Source organism: Rhodococcus sp. UFZ-B548, from assembly GCF_903819475.1.
In the GTDB taxonomy this organism is placed as follows: Bacteria; Actinomycetota; Actinomycetes; order Mycobacteriales; family Mycobacteriaceae; genus Rhodococcus_F; species Rhodococcus_F erythropolis.
Genome location: NZ_CAIJDS010000016.1, coordinates 61,458 through 77,715 on the forward strand (window position 1 = coordinate 61,458; position 16,258 = coordinate 77,715).

A 16,258-nucleotide genomic window follows, 5' to 3' on the forward strand; every position below is an offset into this window, starting at 1 on the left:
TTCGGGGCGTGAACGCATTCCGCCCCGGGATCCTGTGTGGACTCCGGGGCGGATCACGTGTGTCTTACTTGGAGACGACAGCCAGCACGTCGCGTGCCGACAGGATCAGGTATTCCTGGCCGGCGTACTTGATCTCGGTTCCGCCGTACTTGGAGTAGATGACCGTGTCACCCTCCTTGACGTCGACCGGGATGCGGTTGCCCTGCTCGTTGACGCGGCCTTCGCCGACTGCAACGACGGTGCCCTCCTGGGGCTTTTCCTTGGCTGTGTCAGGAATGACCAGGCCGGAAGCCGTCGTCGTTTCAGCCTCGTTGGCCTGGACGAGGATCTTGTCCTCGAGCGGCTTGATGTTGACGCTCGCCACGATGAGCCCTCCACTTTGGGGTATGTGCGTCCGAGGCGATCCTCGGACAGCTGTTTGGGTATGCCGTTTACGGCGCGTCACTGCAGTCCCGTCGTCGCGGGTGCCGGAACTCGATCAGCGCCAATTGGCACTCTATACGTGAGAGTGCCAACCCTCAAGGACTGGGCGCATTTTTTCTCTTCGTCCAGAGCGAAACAGGACAGCCGTCCACCACGTTCACCTATTGTTCACTTCGTGACGAACATCAATCGCCGTAGTTTTCTGACCTTCGCCGGACTCGGCGCCGTCGGCGCGGTCAGCCTTGGCAAGCCGTGGGGCCTGCAATACGCAGGCGCGTCGACCATTCCGACGTCAGGTCCCGGCACCACTCTCGAGTCCGTGTCCACGCCCGTCAGCAGCAGCGGCTACACCAGGCTCACCGCCGGTCCCGGTTGGGCGAACATCGTGCGCAGCGAGTTGGCCGAGCCGAAGTCAGGACGCGAGGACCGACGCACCGCGCTCGCCTCACTCGTGCAGTTGACCGACGTCCACATCGTCGACGCCCAGTCCCCCATGCGCTTCGAATACGTCCATCAGATCACCGGCTCGGCGTTCCGCCCCCAGGAGACCTTGACGGCGCACGGGCTGATTTCGCTTGTCCGACGCGTCAATTCGATCGGGAGCGGCCCGCACACCTCGCGCCCCTTCGATGCCGTTGTCACCACCGGCGACAACACGGACAACAAGGAATTCGCCGAACTCGACTGGTTCCTCACCTCACTCAACGGCGGAACCGTCGTCGCCAACACCGGCGCCAAGGACCGCTACGAGGGTGTGCAGAACTCGGGTGCCGATCTGTACTGGAACCCCGAGTCACCGATGCTCGACATGTACAAGAAGGCCGGCTTCCCGGAGATTCCGGACTTCTTCGGTGCCGCTTTCACTCCCGTGTCGAGCCCCGGCCTGAACACCCCTTGGTACTGCGTGTTCGGCAACCACGACGATTCGGTGTCGGGCACGGTGCCCAGCGGCATCCCACCGCTCGAAGCGATGTACACGGGATCTCTCAAATTCGAGGTGCCCGGTTCACCGGAGCAGGCCAAGCAGATCGACATCGCCACCAAGTTCGATCCCAGTGCGATTCCCGGAATCCTGTCCGCCTTCACGACGCCGCCGCGCCAGGTCACCCCCGACCCGTCGCGCGCACCGTTCACACCCCGGCAGTTCATCGCCGCACACCTTGATCCCGCGCACACCGGCCCCGGCCCTGTCGGGCACGGTTTCGCCCCCGACGCCGGCGAAACCGGTATCGGCTACTACTCGTTCCAGATCGCACCGGGCGTCGTCGGCATCAGCATGGACTCCACCAACCGCGCAGGCCTTGTCGACGGTTCGCTGGGCGCCGCTCAGTTCCAGTGGATCGAGAACACCCTGCGCACCGGCAGCAGCACCTACTACGACGCCGCGGGCTCTCGCGTCACCGAGTCGCGCAGTGACACCTATTTCGTGCTGTTCAGTCACCACACGAGCGACACGATGGACAATCTCATTCCCGACCCCGAGAACGTCCTCGAGCCGCGCCTGCGCGGTTCACAGCTTCTGGACTTGCTGCATCGTTTCCCGAACGTACTTGCCTGGGTGAACGGACACACCCACGAGAACAAGATCACCCCGTGGCCCGGCGCGACCCCCGAGCAGGGCTTCTGGGAGATCAACACCGCCTCTCACATCGACTACCCACAGCTCGGGCGCATCATCGAGATCGCGGACAATCACGACGGAACGGTGTCGTTGCTTGCGACGCTCTTCGAAGCGGAAAGTCCCAATTCAGTCGAGTACAGCGACAAGTCGGCAGCCGGGCTCGCCTCGCTGTACCGCGAACTGTCGTTCAACGACATCCACCGCGACCCGAAGTTGACGGGTACCGGCGTCGACCAGAACGTCGAATTGTTGGTCCACACCGGACGATGACTCCGATTGCCGCAGTGTCCTAGGTGATTTCAGGTCCGCTCGAAGGCGAGCGGTGCGCTTTCGCCCACGACACTGCGGCAACCACAAATCGAACGCCGAATCCGATCAACACCAGATTGCAGACGATCTGAAGGCTCACGAGTCCCCTGGCAAGGTCCGTCTGTGCAGCGATGTCGCCGAAGCCGACGGTCGAGAACACCGACAGCGAAAAGTACAGGGCCGCCATACGCGACAGCGGTTCGGTGAAACTGCCGGCACTCGCATGCTCGACCGAAAAATAGGTGATGGACACCAACAGCAAGTAGGTCGGCATCACGACCGCCACTGCTTCGACCGCCTGTAGAGAAGGCACATCGGAACGCAGAATTCGACGCACCTGCCAGGTCGTCACGGCAAGCACCGCTGCCCCTCCACCGATCAAGAGGAAAATCGCACCCACTGTGTGGACATCGATCCACGGCAGGAAGAAGTACGCACATCCGAAGGCGATCATCGTCAGCGTGGGTCGAAGCACCGCACCCCGGATCAGCGCGCGTCGTCGATCCCGGTCGATGTGGGGAGAATCGCCTTTTTTCCGCATGAATCAATGATCGACAATTTCGCAGGTAAAACCACCCTTTCGGTCCGAAAAGGGTGTCATGGAGACAAAAAGCACTGAGCAATCCTCACGAACCTTCTGTAACGTTCATATAACGGCGGTCGATTGAACATTGACCGGTATTGACTGTGAGGAGGTGCGCGATGAGTTGTTCACTGGGAATTTCCACTGGATCTTCCGGTGTCTATTCAGCACTCGTCGACACCGATACCAGCACAAACGCGCCAGGAGCGGTGCCTGCCGAGACTCGCTTCGTCTCGGCGGATCAGGCCAATTCCAACGTCGGTGACCTCGTCCGGGCGTCCATCAAGCTGATGACGACGCAGGTAACGGACGGATCTGAAGCGCCGCGCTCGATCGGTGTCAGCTATCGCACGGACGACCAGCTCGCGAGCATCAGGTCATCTCTCTCGCGCTCGCCGAAGCAGGTCCGTGCCATCCCCGAACCTGCCGCCGTACACGCGTATCTCGCCGAGACCGGGAAAACCGAGCGGTACGACACGACAGCTCAGGTGGACGTCGGCGATCAGGGTCTGACGGTGTCCGTCGTCGATCACACCGGTGAAGTTCTGCATTCCGACCGTATCGACGCCCTCGCGGGGGCCGGAATCGACCGGGCATTGGTCGACTTCGTGACGGAGAAGGCGCCAGGGCACCTGCGCCGGTACACCGACGCGGAGCTTCTTGCTGCCCGGTGCCACGTCGCGAAAGAGCAACTGTCCACGGCCGCCAAGGTGACCATCGACCTTCCCGTCGACGCAATGGCGATCACGCGCGACGAGTTCGAAGCCATCATCGCCCCGGATATCGAGCGCGCCGTCACCTTCATCCGTGAAGTCGTGAACGGCTCACCGCGGCCGGTCGGTGCCGTTGTGCTCATCGGCGGTGGCGCACACATTCCGGCCGTGCGGTCCGCCGTCGCCGCTGCCGTCGACCTCCCCTTGGTCGAGATCGTCGAGCCCGAGACTGCGGCAACCAAAGGTGCTGCACTCCTGGCAGATTCGATCACCGCAATTCGTTTCCCCTTGCTGGGCTCCGGAAGTGACCAGCGCTCGGGATCCACCGCCAAGGTCTCGGGAGCTTTGATCGGTGCGCTCGTGGTCGGCGGACTAGTACTCGGCTACGGCGCAAAGGAATTGGTGCCGACCGACGACACCGCGGTCTCGCCTGTCGGAACCGGTTCGACCACGACGACGGTGAGCCCCGAAGCGACGCCGAGCACCGGATCGACGATCATCCCCTCGCATGATCCTCTGCCTTCGGTAGTGGGCAGCACTTTCCCGCAGTACGGCTATCCCACAACGCCGTTCGACTCACAGCCGTTCGACACGCACTCGTACACAACTCATCAGTACACGCTTCCGCCGGCGCCGATACCGGACACGTCGACGACAACCACACCGCCGACGACGACAACGACCACCCCGAATTGGCCGACCATCCCCGGAATCACGCTGCCCGATCCACCGGCGTGGTGGCCGACGCTTCCGGACACCGAGGCGACTCCCCCGGTCGATCCGACCGAGGCAAACCCCGGCGGCGGTCTCGGCCCGGGTGAGAGCGGCGGCGAAAACCCGACGACGCCGGAAAATCCTGGATCCGGTTCCACCGAAACCGAACTCACCACCCCCGGTGGTGATCCGACGACAAAACCCGGTGAACCGAATACCTCGACGCCCGAACCCGGCCCCGCGACCACACTGGATCGGGAACCGGTCCCAGTCGGTTGATTCTCAGTCGGTTGATTCTCAGCGCATCAACTGGCTGACCGAGACCGACAGCCCCGGGTCCGTGGCAACACTCAATTCCGAAGGGCCTGCACCATTTCCGATCAGGTGGGCAGCCAACGAAGCGATCATCACGCCGTTGTCCGTGCACAGTCGAGGTTTCGGAATGCGCAACGTGATGCCGGCTTCGGCGCAGCGCTGCTCGGCGAGTGAACGGATACGTGAATTGGCCGTGGCGCCGCCGCCGAGAACCAACGTGTCGACCCCGACGTCCTCGGCTGCACGCACTGCCTTCATCGTCAGGACGTCGGCAACCGCTTCCTGGAACGAGGCAGCGATGTCCGGGATCGAAAAGGCCTCGCCTGCGCGCTCTTTCGATTCGACATAGCGGGCGACGGACGTCTTGAGTCCCGAGAACGAGAAGTCGTGCCGCGAATCGCGCGGACCGGTCATGCCGCGAGGGAAGGCGATCGCGTTCCGATCTCCCTCTTGCGCAGCAGCATCGAGTGCCGGTCCGCCTGGAAAGCCGAGCCCGAGCAGTCTGGCCACCTTGTCGAAGGCCTCACCGGCGGCATCGTCGACAGTCGTGCCCAGTTCGACAATGGGCTTGCCCAGATCTTCGACGTGAAGCAGGTGCGTGTGACCACCTGAGACCAGCAATGCGACGCACGAGGGCAACGGACCGTGCTCGAGAGTGTCAACCGAGACGTGACCGCCGAGATGATTGACCGCATAGAACGGTATGTTCCAGGCTGCGGCATAGGCTTTCGCGGCGGCGACACCGACCAGTAGCGCACCGGCCAAGCCGGGTCCGATGGTGACGGCAAGTGCGTCGGGCTTCTCGATACCGGCGGCAGCAAGGGCACGGCGCATCGTCGGCACTATCGCCTCGAGGTGAGCCCGCGAGGCTACTTCGGGAACCACTCCCCCGTACCTGGCGTGCTGATCCACGCTCGATGCCACCTCGTCGGCCAACAGGTCGCAGGTTCCGTCACCGTTCCAGCGAACGATACCGACACCTGTTTCGTCGCAAGAGCTTTCGACACCCATGACGATCATGCTTGCTGCTCCTCAATTTCGCGGACACCGAGCACGGCGGGCCGTCTCATCGTGTACGCATCTGCCCCACTGGGCTGGTAGTACTTCTTTCGTGTTCCGACGATCTCGAATCCTTCGCGCCGGTACAGCGCGATGGCAGGGTCGTTGTCGGTGCGCACTTCCAGGAACACCGGACACTGCCGTGAATCCGCCAGGGTCAGAAGCGCATCGAGCAACGCGCCGCCGATTCCCAGTCGCTGAGCCGAGGGATCGGTACCGATGGTGTGAACCTCGGCCTCCATGTTCGGCGACGCGCCCAACAACGCGACTCCGGCGTAGCCGAGGACGTGACCGTCGGGTTCCCTGGCAACGAAGTAATGATTATGTGCGCCCGCAAGTTCCGAGACGAACGCTTGCGCGCTCCAGGGTCCGTCGCCCGCGAACAACGCGCGCTCCAGCTCCCCGCACCGTTCGGCGTCATCGACATTCATCGGCTCGATGCTGTACTTCATCTGCTCTGTCTCACTTGCCACGTTCTGCGAGGGTCTTCGCGTCCGGGCGTCGGAGGTACAGCGGCTCGAGCGGGGCCGGAACCGATCCGGCCAGAATCTCGCGAGCAGCGACTGTGACCAAGCCGGCCGGTGAGGGTGTCTCCGCCGGGTCGACGGGCAGATCGAAGAAGTCCACGTGCGAAGCAGATCCGGCAATCAGCGTCGAAGGCGAAGGATCAACGTCGCCGGCGGAATTCACAGCCGGCCCTTCGACGCGCACTCCGCCGTCGTAGCGCGCCCAGTAGATCTCGCGACGCCTCGCGTCAGTCACGACGAGCAGGCTCTGTGTGGTCGGTACCGCAGCCGCGATGGCGTCGAGGCTGCACACGCCGTACACGGGAACACCGAGTGCGTCACCGAAGGCAGCGCCTGTCGCCATGCCGACACGCAGTCCGGTGTACGGCCCCGGCCCGACACCCACGACGACGGCGTTCAACTCTGCCGGCGTGAGCCCGGCCTCGGCGAGGCATTCGAGGACGTGAGGGGTCAAGACCTCGGCGTGCGCACGAGGATTGACCGTGACACGCACGGCAAGCGTCTCCACTGTGCCCGGTGACTCGGTGCCAGGCGACTCGGTGCCCGGTGACTCTGCGTCCGGTGACGGAGCAGACAGGGAGACGACACCGGCAGTGACTGCCGGAGTGGAGGTGTCAATTGCGAGAACAAGCACGATTTCTCAGGGTACCCGCACGTGAAGAACTACTTCCGGCCCGGGAGGGTCACTACGTCCGTAACACCAAACGCCGTTTCACGACGTCTGCGACACCAAACGCCGTTTCACGACGTCTGCGACACCAAACGCCGTTTCACGACGTCCAGGACCAACTCGCAGTCCGCACATCCGATTCAGGTTCCCGATGAAGCTGCACGCGCAAGTGTCGTTCGACGAGCCTTTCCACGACGTCACCACCCCATTCGACCACCACCACTGCATCGGTGAGGTCGGTGTCGAGGTCGAGGGCATCGAGTTCGTCGAGCGCATGCGGTCCGCTGTCTCCCAGCCGGTATGCGTCGACGTGGATCATGCCGACGGGAACTCCGCCGCCGGGGCGGGTGCCCGGACGATGCTCACGAGCGATGACAAACGTCGGGGACGTCACCCGGCCCTGCACTCCGAGCCCGGCGCCGATTCCGCGCGTCAACGCGGTCTTGCCCGCCCCGAGTGGCCCGTCCAGCACCACCAGGTCGCCGGCAACAAGTCCCGCCGCCAACCGTCGGCCGAAAGCCTCGGTATCCTCGGCCGTTTCCAACGTGATCTGTCCGGATTCGGGAAGTCCCGTGGCGTTCTCAGCCGACATCGGACCGCTCTTCTACCTGTGCACGCTGCACCAGCTTGTCGATTGCGTCCGTCACGATCGCCGGGAACTCGAGCTGCACCAGATGGCCGGCCCCGTGAACTCTCACGAGTTCAGACTCGGGGAGATCGGCAGCGAGACGCTTGGAGCTGATGAACGGAATCATCATGTCTTGATCGCCGCAGATCACGACTGCCGGTGTGTGCGCGAGCACCTCGAGGGACGCGGACTCGTCGTGCAGTTCCAACGTCCGCAAGAAATTGACGATGGTCACGACCGAGGTCCGGTCGAGCATGCCGTCCGACAGCTCATGCAGTCGTGGGCTGACATCGGTGCCGTACGACGCTGCACGCAGGATCGGCGTGATCAGTACTCGCGCAGCGCCCCGGGCGTGCTGAACCACTCCTGGCGAGGTGCGCACTGCCAACCGGAACCCGTCGATGATCGGATTCTGCAGATTGCGGGTCAGACCGGTCTCGGCCAGCCCTGCCGCCGTCGTCGCGACCAGCCCGACGCCGATGACTCGGCCCTCGAACCATTCGGGTCGCTGACCGGCGAGCGCGAGCACCGTCATGCCGCCCATCGAGTGGCCGACGAGAACTATCGGTCCCTTGGGCACTTTGGCCTCGACGACAGTCGCGAGGTCGCGGCCCAGCTGCGAGACCGTGCAACTCTTCGAACGCGGCATACCTGAATCTCCGTGTCCGCGCTGGTCGTAGAACACCATGCGAACCTTGTTGCCCCATCGCTCTTCGAGCTGGCGGCGCTGGAAATGCCAGGACAGCGCACTCAGGCAGTACCCGTGCACGAAAACGACTGTCAGCGGAGCGTCATCCGGTCCCACTTCGCGAACTGCCAGCTCGACGCCGTCCTCGGTGCGCACCGTGCTCTTGCGGTCGCGCGTCATGAGGTCGAAGTCCTCGTCCGCGTAGATTTCCCGGCCCGGACGCGTCGCGGTCTTGAATGCATTCACGCCGGCCATCGAGCCGAGCGCCACAGCACTGAGCAGGCCACCGAGAATGCTCATCTTTCCTGCAGTCTTCATGACGTCTCTCCCCCGATGTACGTACGCACAGTGCGTCCACGTATTCCGGTCACGACCTCGTAGTGAATGGTGTCGAGTACGTCGGCCCAGGCCTGCGCGTTGGGTTCGCCGTGATCGCCGTTGCCGAAGAAGATCGCGGTGTCGCCTTCGCGAACTCCGTCGCCGTCCGGCCCCAGGTCCACCAACACCTGGTCCATGCAGATCCGCCCGACGGCCTGGCGACGCTTGCCGCCCAACTGCACTTCGAACTTGCCGCTCAGTGAACGAGTCAGACCGTCGGCGTAGCCGACGGGAAGCAGCGCAAGAGTGGTGTCGTGCGGTGCGACCCACTGATGCCCGTAGGAGACGCCCTCTCCGGCGGCCACCTTCTTCACCAGAATCACCTTCGCTCGCAGCGTCATCGCCGGTCGTAAACCGAAATCTCCGAGTTCGGGCACCGGAGACAATCCATATATCGCGATTCCGGGTCGAACCATGTCAAATTGCAGGTCAGGACGGGTGACTGTAGCGGCGGAGTTGGAAAGATGAACGACTTCGGGTTCGAATCCGCGAGCGCGGACGTCGGCAACCGCTTCGATCAAACGCTGCTTCTGCATGTCTATGACGTCGTGATGCGGTTCGTCCGAGTGTGCAAGATGGGAGAACACTCCGCGCAGCCTGATCGTGCCCTCGTCCCGGGCAGTGGCGAGGTCGTCGAGCATCTGCGGCCACTCGGTTCTCGAGACGCCGTTGCGATTGAGACCGGTGTCCACCTTGAGCGTCACGGTCGCCTGTTGTCCCAGAACCCGTGCCGCGTCGACGACAGCAGCCAGGTGTCGCGGGGAGGACACGCCGATCTCGACGTCGGACCGGATCGCCGAGGAGAAATCGGCGTCGAGGCCGTGCAGCCAGGCCAGGACGGGAGCGGTGATGCCTGCCTCGCGAAGGACCAGTGCCTCCGCGATGGTGGTGACGCCGAGTTCCCGCGCTCCGGCCGACAGTGCCGTCCGCGCCACCGCAACTGCGCCGTGGTTGTATCCATCCGCCTTGATGACCGCCATCAGCGCTGCATCCCCGGCAAATTCACGCAGGACACGCACGTTGTGCGCGATCGCGTCCAGATCGACGACTGCCTCCGTCTGCGGCCCTACTGCGTCGTCGAGTCGGCTCGCCTTCCCCTCCGCAGGCTCCTTCGGTGCTCTTCCCTGGGCAAGCGTCATGGCGACAATCCTGCCACCCGCGCAGAATCGGACACGTGTTCGGGTTTGAACACCCTCAATCAAGGGCAAAAGAGCGAAGCACACGCACCGACTCGCGCAGACCTCCCAGCAGCGGCGAAGCCGAAATCGGTGCTCCGGCGACATCGCTCTGACCGCCGGCAGCGGCGATGTTCGCAGCCAACGCGTGAGCCCGCGCCCCGACGGCCCCGGCTTCGAGAGGGCTCAGACCCGCCGCCAGCAACGCGCCGATCACACCGGAGAGGATGTCACCCGAGCCTGCGGTCGACGCCCAGGAGCCGCCGGCGTCGTTGACCAGGACCTCACCGCCGGGATCCGAGATCACCGTCGTATGGCCTTTCAGCAGAATCGTGACTCCGAGGCGTTCGGCGAGAGCACGCGTGGCCGCGATTCTGTCGTCGCCGAGTGGTGTGAATCGTGCGAACTCGCCGGCGTGGGGCGTCAGAAGAGTCGGCGCGGTCCGGGCTGCGACAAGTTCGGGACGTTGAGCGAGGAGGGTAAGTCCGTCCGCATCGACGACAACGGGTACATCGGTAGCCAGTACCGACGCCAGAAGTCGCGCGGCGTCGTCGTCGGTACCCATACCGGGTCCGACCACCCAGGCCTGAACCCGCCCGGCGGCTTGGAACGTCTCACTCGCAATCACCTCCGGGAACCGGGCGAGCACCTCGGCGGCGCCGCGCCCGGCGTAGCGGACCAGGCCGGAGGTCGCGGTCACCGCGGCGCCGGTGCAGAGCACGCCCGCGCCGGGATACTGCTCACTTCCCGCAACGATGCCCACCACACCCTGCGAGTACTTGTCGTCCTCCGCGCCTGGTACCGGCCACAGCGCACCGACCTCGGCCGGATCGAGCGAACCGAACGCCGGTTCGCCGACGCTCAATCCGATATCCACGAGTTCGACACGACCACACAGCGGAGCCGCGAGTACGTGTACCGGCTTGAGCGCACCGAATGTGACCGTCACATCAGCGGTCACCGACGGGCCGTCCACTGCGCCGGTGTTCGCGTCGACGCCGCTCGGAAGATCGACCGCCACGATCGGTGCATCCACCTGGCCGACGAGTTCAGCTGCGTCAGGCCTCAGTCCGCCGTGCCCGGAAATCCCGACGATGCCGTCGATCACCAGATCCGGCGACCCGACTTCGGCAGCGACTCGGCCACCGGCCTTCAGGAGAGCGTCGAGGCCCGTCCGGTGAGCGCGCGCCGGATCGAGCAACACGGCCCGAACACTCACACCTCGTTTGCGGAGCAACGCACCCGCCCACAGGGCGTCACCGCCGTTGTCGCCGGTACCGACCAGAAGCGTCACCGACCGATGCGCGACCGATCCTGTACGGGAACGTAATTCGTCGGCGACGACTCGCGCGAGACCGTACGCCGCTCGACGCATCAGCACCCCGTCGGGCAGCTTGTCGAGCAACGGCGCTTCCGCTTCTCGCACCTGATCGACTGTGTAGTACCCACGCATGTCGGAACCCTTCAGTTGCCGTCGCTACCCTCGAAACCATGAAATCACGTCTTCGCCCGGCAATCGCGGGACTCGTCCTCGCTCTCGGTCTGGTCGGGTGCAGTTCCGGCACCGACTCCACACCATCTGCGGCCGAAACGACGGCGAGCGGACCCGTGGTGACCATCTCCGGGATGGCGTACTCCCCCGCTTCCATCACCGTGAACGTCGGCGACACCGTCACGTGGGTATTCGACGACAACGGAATGGCCCACGACGTCAACGGCCTCGGAGACGCCAAGGGCAAACTCCGCAGCCCACTCAAGAAATCGGGAACTTACACCTACACGTTCACCGAACCCGGAACCTACGACTACACCTGTACACCGCATCCCGAGATGCGCGGAACCGTCGTCGTCGAGACGCCGTAACGCACTCGGGCCCCACAGTCTTTCGACTGCGGGGCCCGAATTTCCCTACGAAAACTATTCGACCGTAACCGATTTCGCCAGGTTACGCGGCTTGTCGACGTCGTATCCGCGCGCCGCGGCAACCTCGGCCGCAAAGATCTGCAACGGAACCGTGGACAGCAACGGCTGCAGCAGAGTCGGTGACGCCGGAATCTCGATCAGGTGATCCGCGTGCGCCGCGGCGACGGTGTCGCCTTCCTCCGCGATGACGATAGTCGTTGCCCCGCGCGCCTTGATCTCCTGAATGTTGGACACCAACTTCGAGTGCAGGACAGCGCGACCCTGCGGCGACGGCATGACGATGATGACCGGAAGGTCCTCCTCGATCAGCGCGATCGGGCCGTGCTTGAGCTCACCGGCGGCAAAGCCCTCGGCGTGCATGTACGCAAGCTCCTTGAGCTTGAGCGCACCCTCGAGCGCCACCGGGTAGCCGACGTGGCGCCCCAGGAACAGCACGGTCGACGCGTGCGCGAACTGGCGTGCCAACGCGCGCACCGGTTCTGCCGTCTCGAGCACCTTGCTGACCAATGCGGGCATAGCTTCGAGGTCGGCGTACTCGCGCGCAACCTCGTCCGGATACTTGGTGCCGCGAGCCTGCGCCAAAGCCAAACCGACGAGGTAGTTCGCGGTCACCTGCGCCAGGAAGGCCTTGGTCGACGCAACCGCGATTTCCGGTCCTGCCCGCGTGTAGAGAACGGCGTCGGCTTCGCGCGGGATCTGTGCACCGTTGGTGTTGCAGATCGCCAGGACGCGTGCCTTCTGGTCCTTGGCGTGCTTGACCGCTTCGAGTGTGTCCGCCGTCTCCCCCGACTGCGAGATCGCGACAACAAGCGTCGAGCGATCCAGAACCGGGTCGCGGTAACGGAATTCGCTGGCGAGTTCGACCTCGACAGGTAGACGCGTCCAATGCTCGATCGCGTACTTCGCCAACAGTCCGGAGTGGTAGGCACTACCGCAGGCGACGACAAACACCTTGTCGACGTCGCGCAGTTCCTGATCGGACAACCGCTGCTCGTCGAGGACGATCTTCCCGTTCTCGAAGTGGCCGAGGAGCGTGTCGGCGACAGCGGTCGGCTGCTCTTCGATCTCCTTGAGCATGAAGTAGTCGTGACCACCCTTTTCGGCGGCCGCGAGATCCCAGTCGATGCGGAACGGGCGCCCCTCTGCCTCGTTGCCCGCGAAGTCGGAGATCCGATAGCTGTCGGCAGTGATCACCACTGCCTGATCCTGTCCGAGTTCAACCGCATCGCGTGTGTGCTCGATGAACGCAGCGACGTCGGAGCCGAGGAACATCTCGCCCTCACCGACACCGACGACGAGCGGCGTCGAGCGGCGGGCGGCGACAATCGTGTCCGCGTGGTCGGCGTGCGTGAAGACGAGCGTGAACGCACCTTCCAACCGACGAACCACCGACAGCGCACTCTCGATGAAATCACCTGCTGTCGGCCCGTCGGAGTACGCCCGGGCTACCAGGTGAACTGCCACCTCGGAATCCGTGTCGCTCTGAAGCTCGACGCCTGCAGCCTCGAGCTCCGCACGCAGCGGGGCGAAATTCTCGATGATTCCGTTGTGAACGACAGCCAGCTTGCCCGACGCATCACGATGCGGATGCGCATTACGGTCGGTCGGTCGCCCATGCGTCGCCCACCGGGTATGACCCATACCCGACGTACCGACAAAGTGATCCGCGCCGTACTCGCCGAGCTCCGCCTCGAGGTTGGCCAACTTACCGGCCTTACGCTCGATCTCGACCCCACCGGTTCCGTCGAGAATCGCGATTCCCGACGAGTCGTACCCGCGATACTCCATTCGCCGTAAAGCCTCCACCACAACGCCCAGAGCTGGGCGGTGGCCGACGTATCCCACGATTCCGCACATGGTGACTCAGGGTACTTGGACATCGGCGGTGGGCGCATTTTGCGGTTCCACAGACATCCCCCAGCCGGTTGCAGCGTCGGCTCCGCATACACGAGACGGCTCATCGGATAACGTCTTCAACCGTGGCACCGAAACTGAAGACACTGACCCGTGAGCTGTCCAAGCGCGGCCCGCACCGAGTTCTCCGCGGCAACCTCGCCCTGGCCGGACAGCCGGGTGTCGTGTACACGCCGGAAACCGGTTTCAATCTCCCCGCCGTTGCCTTCGCGCACGGGTGGATGGTCGGGTCCCACAAGTACGAGCAGACACTCCAGCACCTCGCTTCCTGGGGAATTGTCGCAGCGGCGCCCGACAGCGAACGCGGTCCGGTCCCGTCCCATCTCGGCTTGGCTGCAGATCTTCGAGCGACGCTCGACATCTGCGTCGGCGTACGACTCGGCCCCGGCCAGATCAGCGTCCAACCCGATCGGGTCGCCTTTGCCGGTCACGGCATGGGCGCGGGCGCGGCGGTGCTGGCCGCAGCGCAGCGCGGGGATGTCGGTGCGGTAGCCGCGCTGTTCCCGGCCCCGACAGCACCCAAGGCGGAGAACTACGCGTCGAAGATCACAGCGCCCGGATTGATACTTGCCGGCGAAGACGACGTCGATTCCTTGACCAGCAATGCGCGCCCGCTGAGCGTGGAGTGGGGCGGTCCCGTCGTCGCACGCACCGTGAACGACGGCCAAGACGCCGGACTGATCGAAGGCCGCCGACTCCTCGGAGCCCTGGGCCTCGGTGGATCCGAGCGCAAGACACAGTCCGCCACACGGTGCCTGCTCACGGGCTTCCTGTTGTTCCATCTGACCGGCGACAAGAAGTACCAGGACTTTGCTGATCCTGACGTCGAGATTCCACACACGGCGCCGTTGCTCCCGGTTGAACCTCACTCCGACGCGCGGGCCAGCCAGCTGTTGCGTAAGTAGAGGTTCGTGCTCGCCTCCGCCGGCGGGCTCGGCTTCGTCGGCGTCGGCGTCGGCTCTGACGCGGATCGCAGATACGGGCCGGATCTGACCGACCCTTCCGTGTCGTTATCGGCAGACGTCGTTTCGGACGGCGGCTCCTGGCGCGATTCCTCGCTCGCCGCTGCCGCTCTGCGCTCACGGAAGTCGTCGAGTTGAGAATCGAGAGTTCGACGGATCTCTTCGAAGGGAGCGTGAACGGACTTCACAGCGGACCAGCTCCGGCCAGCTCAGCGCCCGTCTCTCCGTCGGGGCCGGCGATCGACTCGTCCGGGACTGTGACAGGCGGCTCCGGGTCCGGCGCGGGCGAGACTTCGGCGGTGGTTTCAACCGGTATCTCGGGCTGGGGATTATCGGGCTGGGGAATTTCGGGTTGAAGTGTCGCGGGCTGGGACGCTTCTTGCGGGTATGTCTCCTGCATGACCGCCTCCTGACCGGCATCAAAAACTATTCTCGGCCAACCGTTTTCGTCCAACTCCACGGTGACAGACACAGAGTTCCCGTCAGCACCGGCGACATCGAGACTCACCCCACGACCGTCGGGCGCAATCGAGAAGCCCCACGTGTTGCCGCCGATCGAGAAAGAGATCGGCGCAGCCGCGGCAGCGGATTCGATTGTCTCGGCGACTGGCAAGGTCGACGGGAAGGCGTCTGTCACCCATTGAGTCGCGGCATCAAAAGCATCGCCTACCGCGCTCGCACACTGCGCGCACGCCCTGTCGAATTCGTCGCGGGCATCCAGATACGCCGACCGAAAAACAGTGTCCAACCATGGCGCCGCGCCACGACCGCTGGAAGCGACGTGAGCCAGCTGATCGATCTCCCCCGCACCCAGACCGCCGATGGTCGCCCGGTCGAGGCTGGCCACCTTGAAAGCTTTGTCTGCCAAAGCCGTTCGAACAGTCCGCGCAAGTTCGTCGGCTAGCGTGATCAACAGTGGCGCCGAATCCGCATCGGACCGAGCTTCGCGCCGCGCGGCGAAGACCTGATCGACGACCGCATCCACGCCGGAAACATTCCACACTGCGGGAAGATTCTCGGCCAGGACCGTCAGCATCGCGATCTCCGCGACCGAACCGTCCACCGCCGCAGCCATGTCCGACATGTCTCGCGTCAGTGCCGCGATATCGATGCCCGCCTCTGCGCGATATGCATCCTCATAGGAGGTAAGCATCCGTTCTTCGAAACCCAACCGAGTGGCCAGGTCGTGAAATCGGCCGAAGAACTGCAGTCCGCTAGCGCCCGCTTCCAGAATTTCGTCGGGATGAGCATGTGAATCACGCAGTGCAAGAATATCTTCGAAAGAACACGGGCCGTTCGGTACTGCCTGGGCTGTAAGGCTGTTCGGTATCACGAGGCCGACCCGCCGGAGTCCCGCACCCGCCGCGCACCCTCACGATCCACCTCAGTGATTGCCTCAGCCGAAGAGGAAAGCCGGCGCGCCAACGTATCGAGAAGATCCGCACGGCCAGTCAAGCGAGAATTCAGGACCGCCAATGCCGACGCCAACGCGGCTCCGTGCTCGGCGTAGTCACGGCCCGAAGCGGCACCGCCCCGTCGCAAATGCTTGATCGGCTCGGCAGAATCGCGCAGACCCTGGGCCACCGACACCGCATGGCGTGCCAATTCATCTGTTCCAGCGCGGTCGACATCCACGAGCGCCCCCAAGTTTCAACG

17 protein-coding genes are annotated in these 16,258 nt (G+C 64.2%); 5 read left to right on the forward strand and 12 right to left on the reverse strand.

The window, feature by feature from the left end; all coding sequences use genetic code 11:
* Window positions 1-64: 64 nt before the first annotated feature.
* Window positions 65-364 carry a co-chaperone GroES gene (gene groES, locus H7C86_RS15870; RefSeq protein WP_003940763.1) on the reverse strand — a complete coding sequence of 100 codons (300 nt, stop codon included), beginning with the start codon at window positions 362-364 and terminating at the stop codon, window positions 65-67.
* Between the two features lie 234 nt (window positions 365-598).
* Between groES and H7C86_RS15875 the strand changes: the two genes are divergently transcribed.
* Entirely contained in the window at window positions 599-2,314 is a 1,716-nt protein-coding gene (locus tag H7C86_RS15875; RefSeq protein WP_182261808.1) for a TIGR03767 family metallophosphoesterase, read from the forward strand.
* Window positions 2,315-2,333: 19 nt separating this feature from the next.
* Here the strand turns inward: H7C86_RS15875 and H7C86_RS15880 are convergent, their stop codons facing one another.
* On the reverse strand, window positions 2,334-2,894 hold the full coding sequence (locus H7C86_RS15880; RefSeq protein ID WP_020906930.1) for a potassium channel family protein: 561 nt from the start codon (window positions 2,892-2,894) through the stop codon (window positions 2,334-2,336).
* 161 nt (window positions 2,895-3,055) lie between these two features.
* Here H7C86_RS15880 and H7C86_RS15885 point away from each other — a divergent pair, with 161 nt between their 5' ends.
* Complete coding sequence (locus H7C86_RS15885; RefSeq protein WP_182261809.1) at window positions 3,056-4,642, forward strand: Hsp70 family protein; 1,587 nt, start codon at window positions 3,056-3,058, stop codon at window positions 4,640-4,642.
* A gap of 18 nt (window positions 4,643-4,660) precedes the next feature.
* On the opposite strand, the gene tsaD is transcribed toward H7C86_RS15885, so the two are convergent.
* From tsaD to H7C86_RS15920, 7 genes are all read right to left on the reverse strand, one after another.
* Complete coding sequence (gene tsaD, locus H7C86_RS15890; protein WP_020969062.1) at window positions 4,661-5,698, reverse strand: tRNA (adenosine(37)-N6)-threonylcarbamoyltransferase complex transferase subunit TsaD; 1,038 nt, start codon at window positions 5,696-5,698, stop codon at window positions 4,661-4,663.
* Complete coding sequence (gene rimI / locus H7C86_RS15895) at window positions 5,695-6,189, reverse strand: ribosomal protein S18-alanine N-acetyltransferase (protein WP_020906927.1); 495 nt, start codon at window positions 6,187-6,189, stop codon at window positions 5,695-5,697. The genes tsaD and rimI overlap by 4 nt, the downstream gene beginning before the upstream one ends.
* A 10-nt stretch (window positions 6,190-6,199) precedes the next feature.
* The gene (gene tsaB / locus H7C86_RS15900; RefSeq protein WP_020906926.1) at window positions 6,200-6,898 is read right to left on the reverse strand and encodes a tRNA (adenosine(37)-N6)-threonylcarbamoyltransferase complex dimerization subunit type 1 TsaB; all 699 of its coding nucleotides are present in this window, start codon (window positions 6,896-6,898) and stop codon (window positions 6,200-6,202) included.
* Window positions 6,899-7,034: 136 nt separating this feature from the next.
* The gene (gene tsaE, locus H7C86_RS15905; protein WP_019747576.1) at window positions 7,035-7,526 is read right to left on the reverse strand and encodes a tRNA (adenosine(37)-N6)-threonylcarbamoyltransferase complex ATPase subunit type 1 TsaE; all 492 of its coding nucleotides are present in this window, start codon (window positions 7,524-7,526) and stop codon (window positions 7,035-7,037) included.
* A complete protein-coding gene (locus H7C86_RS15910; protein WP_003940782.1) occupies window positions 7,516-8,568 on the reverse strand; it encodes an alpha/beta fold hydrolase in 1,053 nt (350 codons plus the stop codon). The genes tsaE and H7C86_RS15910 overlap by 11 nt, the downstream gene beginning before the upstream one ends.
* The gene (alr, locus tag H7C86_RS15915; protein ID WP_019747575.1) at window positions 8,565-9,767 is read right to left on the reverse strand and encodes an alanine racemase; all 1,203 of its coding nucleotides are present in this window, start codon (window positions 9,765-9,767) and stop codon (window positions 8,565-8,567) included. The genes H7C86_RS15910 and alr overlap by 4 nt, the downstream gene beginning before the upstream one ends.
* A 55-nt stretch (window positions 9,768-9,822) precedes the next feature.
* A complete protein-coding gene (locus tag H7C86_RS15920; protein ID WP_070386143.1) occupies window positions 9,823-11,256 on the reverse strand; it encodes an NAD(P)H-hydrate dehydratase in 1,434 nt (477 codons plus the stop codon).
* A 38-nt stretch (window positions 11,257-11,294) separates the two neighbouring features.
* On the opposite strand from H7C86_RS15920, the gene H7C86_RS15925 reads away from it, so the two are divergent.
* Window positions 11,295-11,666, forward strand: coding sequence for a cupredoxin family copper-binding protein (locus H7C86_RS15925; protein WP_019747573.1), 372 nt, complete (start codon window positions 11,295-11,297; stop codon window positions 11,664-11,666).
* A gap of 54 nt (window positions 11,667-11,720) precedes the next feature.
* On the opposite strand, the gene glmS is transcribed toward H7C86_RS15925, so the two are convergent.
* Window positions 11,721-13,583, reverse strand: coding sequence for a glutamine--fructose-6-phosphate transaminase (isomerizing) (gene glmS, locus H7C86_RS15930; RefSeq protein ID WP_029254924.1), 1,863 nt, complete (start codon window positions 13,581-13,583; stop codon window positions 11,721-11,723).
* A gap of 122 nt (window positions 13,584-13,705) precedes the next feature.
* Between glmS and H7C86_RS15935 the strand changes: the two genes are divergently transcribed.
* Both H7C86_RS15935 and H7C86_RS15940 read left to right on the forward strand, forming a co-directional pair.
* Window positions 13,706-14,545, forward strand: a complete 840-nt coding sequence (locus H7C86_RS15935; RefSeq protein WP_182261810.1) for a chlorophyllase/cutinase-like alpha/beta fold protein — start codon at window positions 13,706-13,708, stop codon at window positions 14,543-14,545.
* Window positions 14,546-14,551: 6 nt separating this feature from the next.
* Window positions 14,552-14,740 (forward strand): hypothetical protein, encoded by a 189-nt coding sequence (locus H7C86_RS15940; RefSeq protein ID WP_030535139.1) that lies wholly within the window; start codon window positions 14,552-14,554, stop codon window positions 14,738-14,740.
* A 46-nt stretch (window positions 14,741-14,786) separates the two neighbouring features.
* Here the strand turns inward: H7C86_RS15940 and H7C86_RS15945 are convergent, their stop codons facing one another.
* Both H7C86_RS15945 and H7C86_RS15950 read right to left on the reverse strand, forming a co-directional pair.
* Window positions 14,787-15,755: a hypothetical protein gene (locus H7C86_RS15945; protein WP_230544063.1), complete on the reverse strand. Its 969-nt coding sequence runs from the start codon at window positions 15,753-15,755 to the stop codon at window positions 14,787-14,789.
* A 176-nt stretch (window positions 15,756-15,931) separates the two neighbouring features.
* The gene (locus H7C86_RS15950) at window positions 15,932-16,237 is read right to left on the reverse strand and encodes a hypothetical protein (RefSeq protein WP_182261811.1); all 306 of its coding nucleotides are present in this window, start codon (window positions 16,235-16,237) and stop codon (window positions 15,932-15,934) included.
* Between the last annotated feature and the right edge of the window lie 21 nt (window positions 16,238-16,258).

Bases quoted from the DNA above. Each gene is read 5' to 3' on its own strand.
- H7C86_RS15880 (WP_020906930.1), bottom strand. From the start codon at position 2,894: ATGCGGAAAAAAGGCGATTCTCCCCACATCGACCGGGATCGACGACGC.
- H7C86_RS15885 (WP_182261809.1), top strand. From the start codon at position 3,056: ATGAGTTGTTCACTGGGAATTTCCACTGGATCTTCCGGTGTCTATTCA.
- tsaD (WP_020969062.1), bottom strand. From the start codon at position 5,698: ATGATCGTCATGGGTGTCGAAAGCTCTTGCGACGAAACAGGTGTCGGT.
- rimI (WP_020906927.1), bottom strand. From the start codon at position 6,189: ATGAAGTACAGCATCGAGCCGATGAATGTCGATGACGCCGAACGGTGC.
- tsaE (WP_019747576.1), bottom strand. From the start codon at position 7,526: ATGTCGGCTGAGAACGCCACGGGACTTCCCGAATCCGGACAGATCACG.
- H7C86_RS15910 (WP_003940782.1), bottom strand. From the start codon at position 8,568: ATGAAGACTGCAGGAAAGATGAGCATTCTCGGTGGCCTGCTCAGTGCT.
- alr (WP_019747575.1), bottom strand. From the start codon at position 9,767: ATGACGCTTGCCCAGGGAAGAGCACCGAAGGAGCCTGCGGAGGGGAAG.
- H7C86_RS15920 (WP_070386143.1), bottom strand. From the start codon at position 11,256: ATGCGTGGGTACTACACAGTCGATCAGGTGCGAGAAGCGGAAGCGCCG.
- H7C86_RS15925 (WP_019747573.1), top strand. From the start codon at position 11,295: ATGAAATCACGTCTTCGCCCGGCAATCGCGGGACTCGTCCTCGCTCTC.
- glmS (WP_029254924.1), bottom strand. From the start codon at position 13,583: ATGTGCGGAATCGTGGGATACGTCGGCCACCGCCCAGCTCTGGGCGTT.
- H7C86_RS15945 (WP_230544063.1), bottom strand. From the start codon at position 15,755: ATGCTTACCTCCTATGAGGATGCATATCGCGCAGAGGCGGGCATCGAT.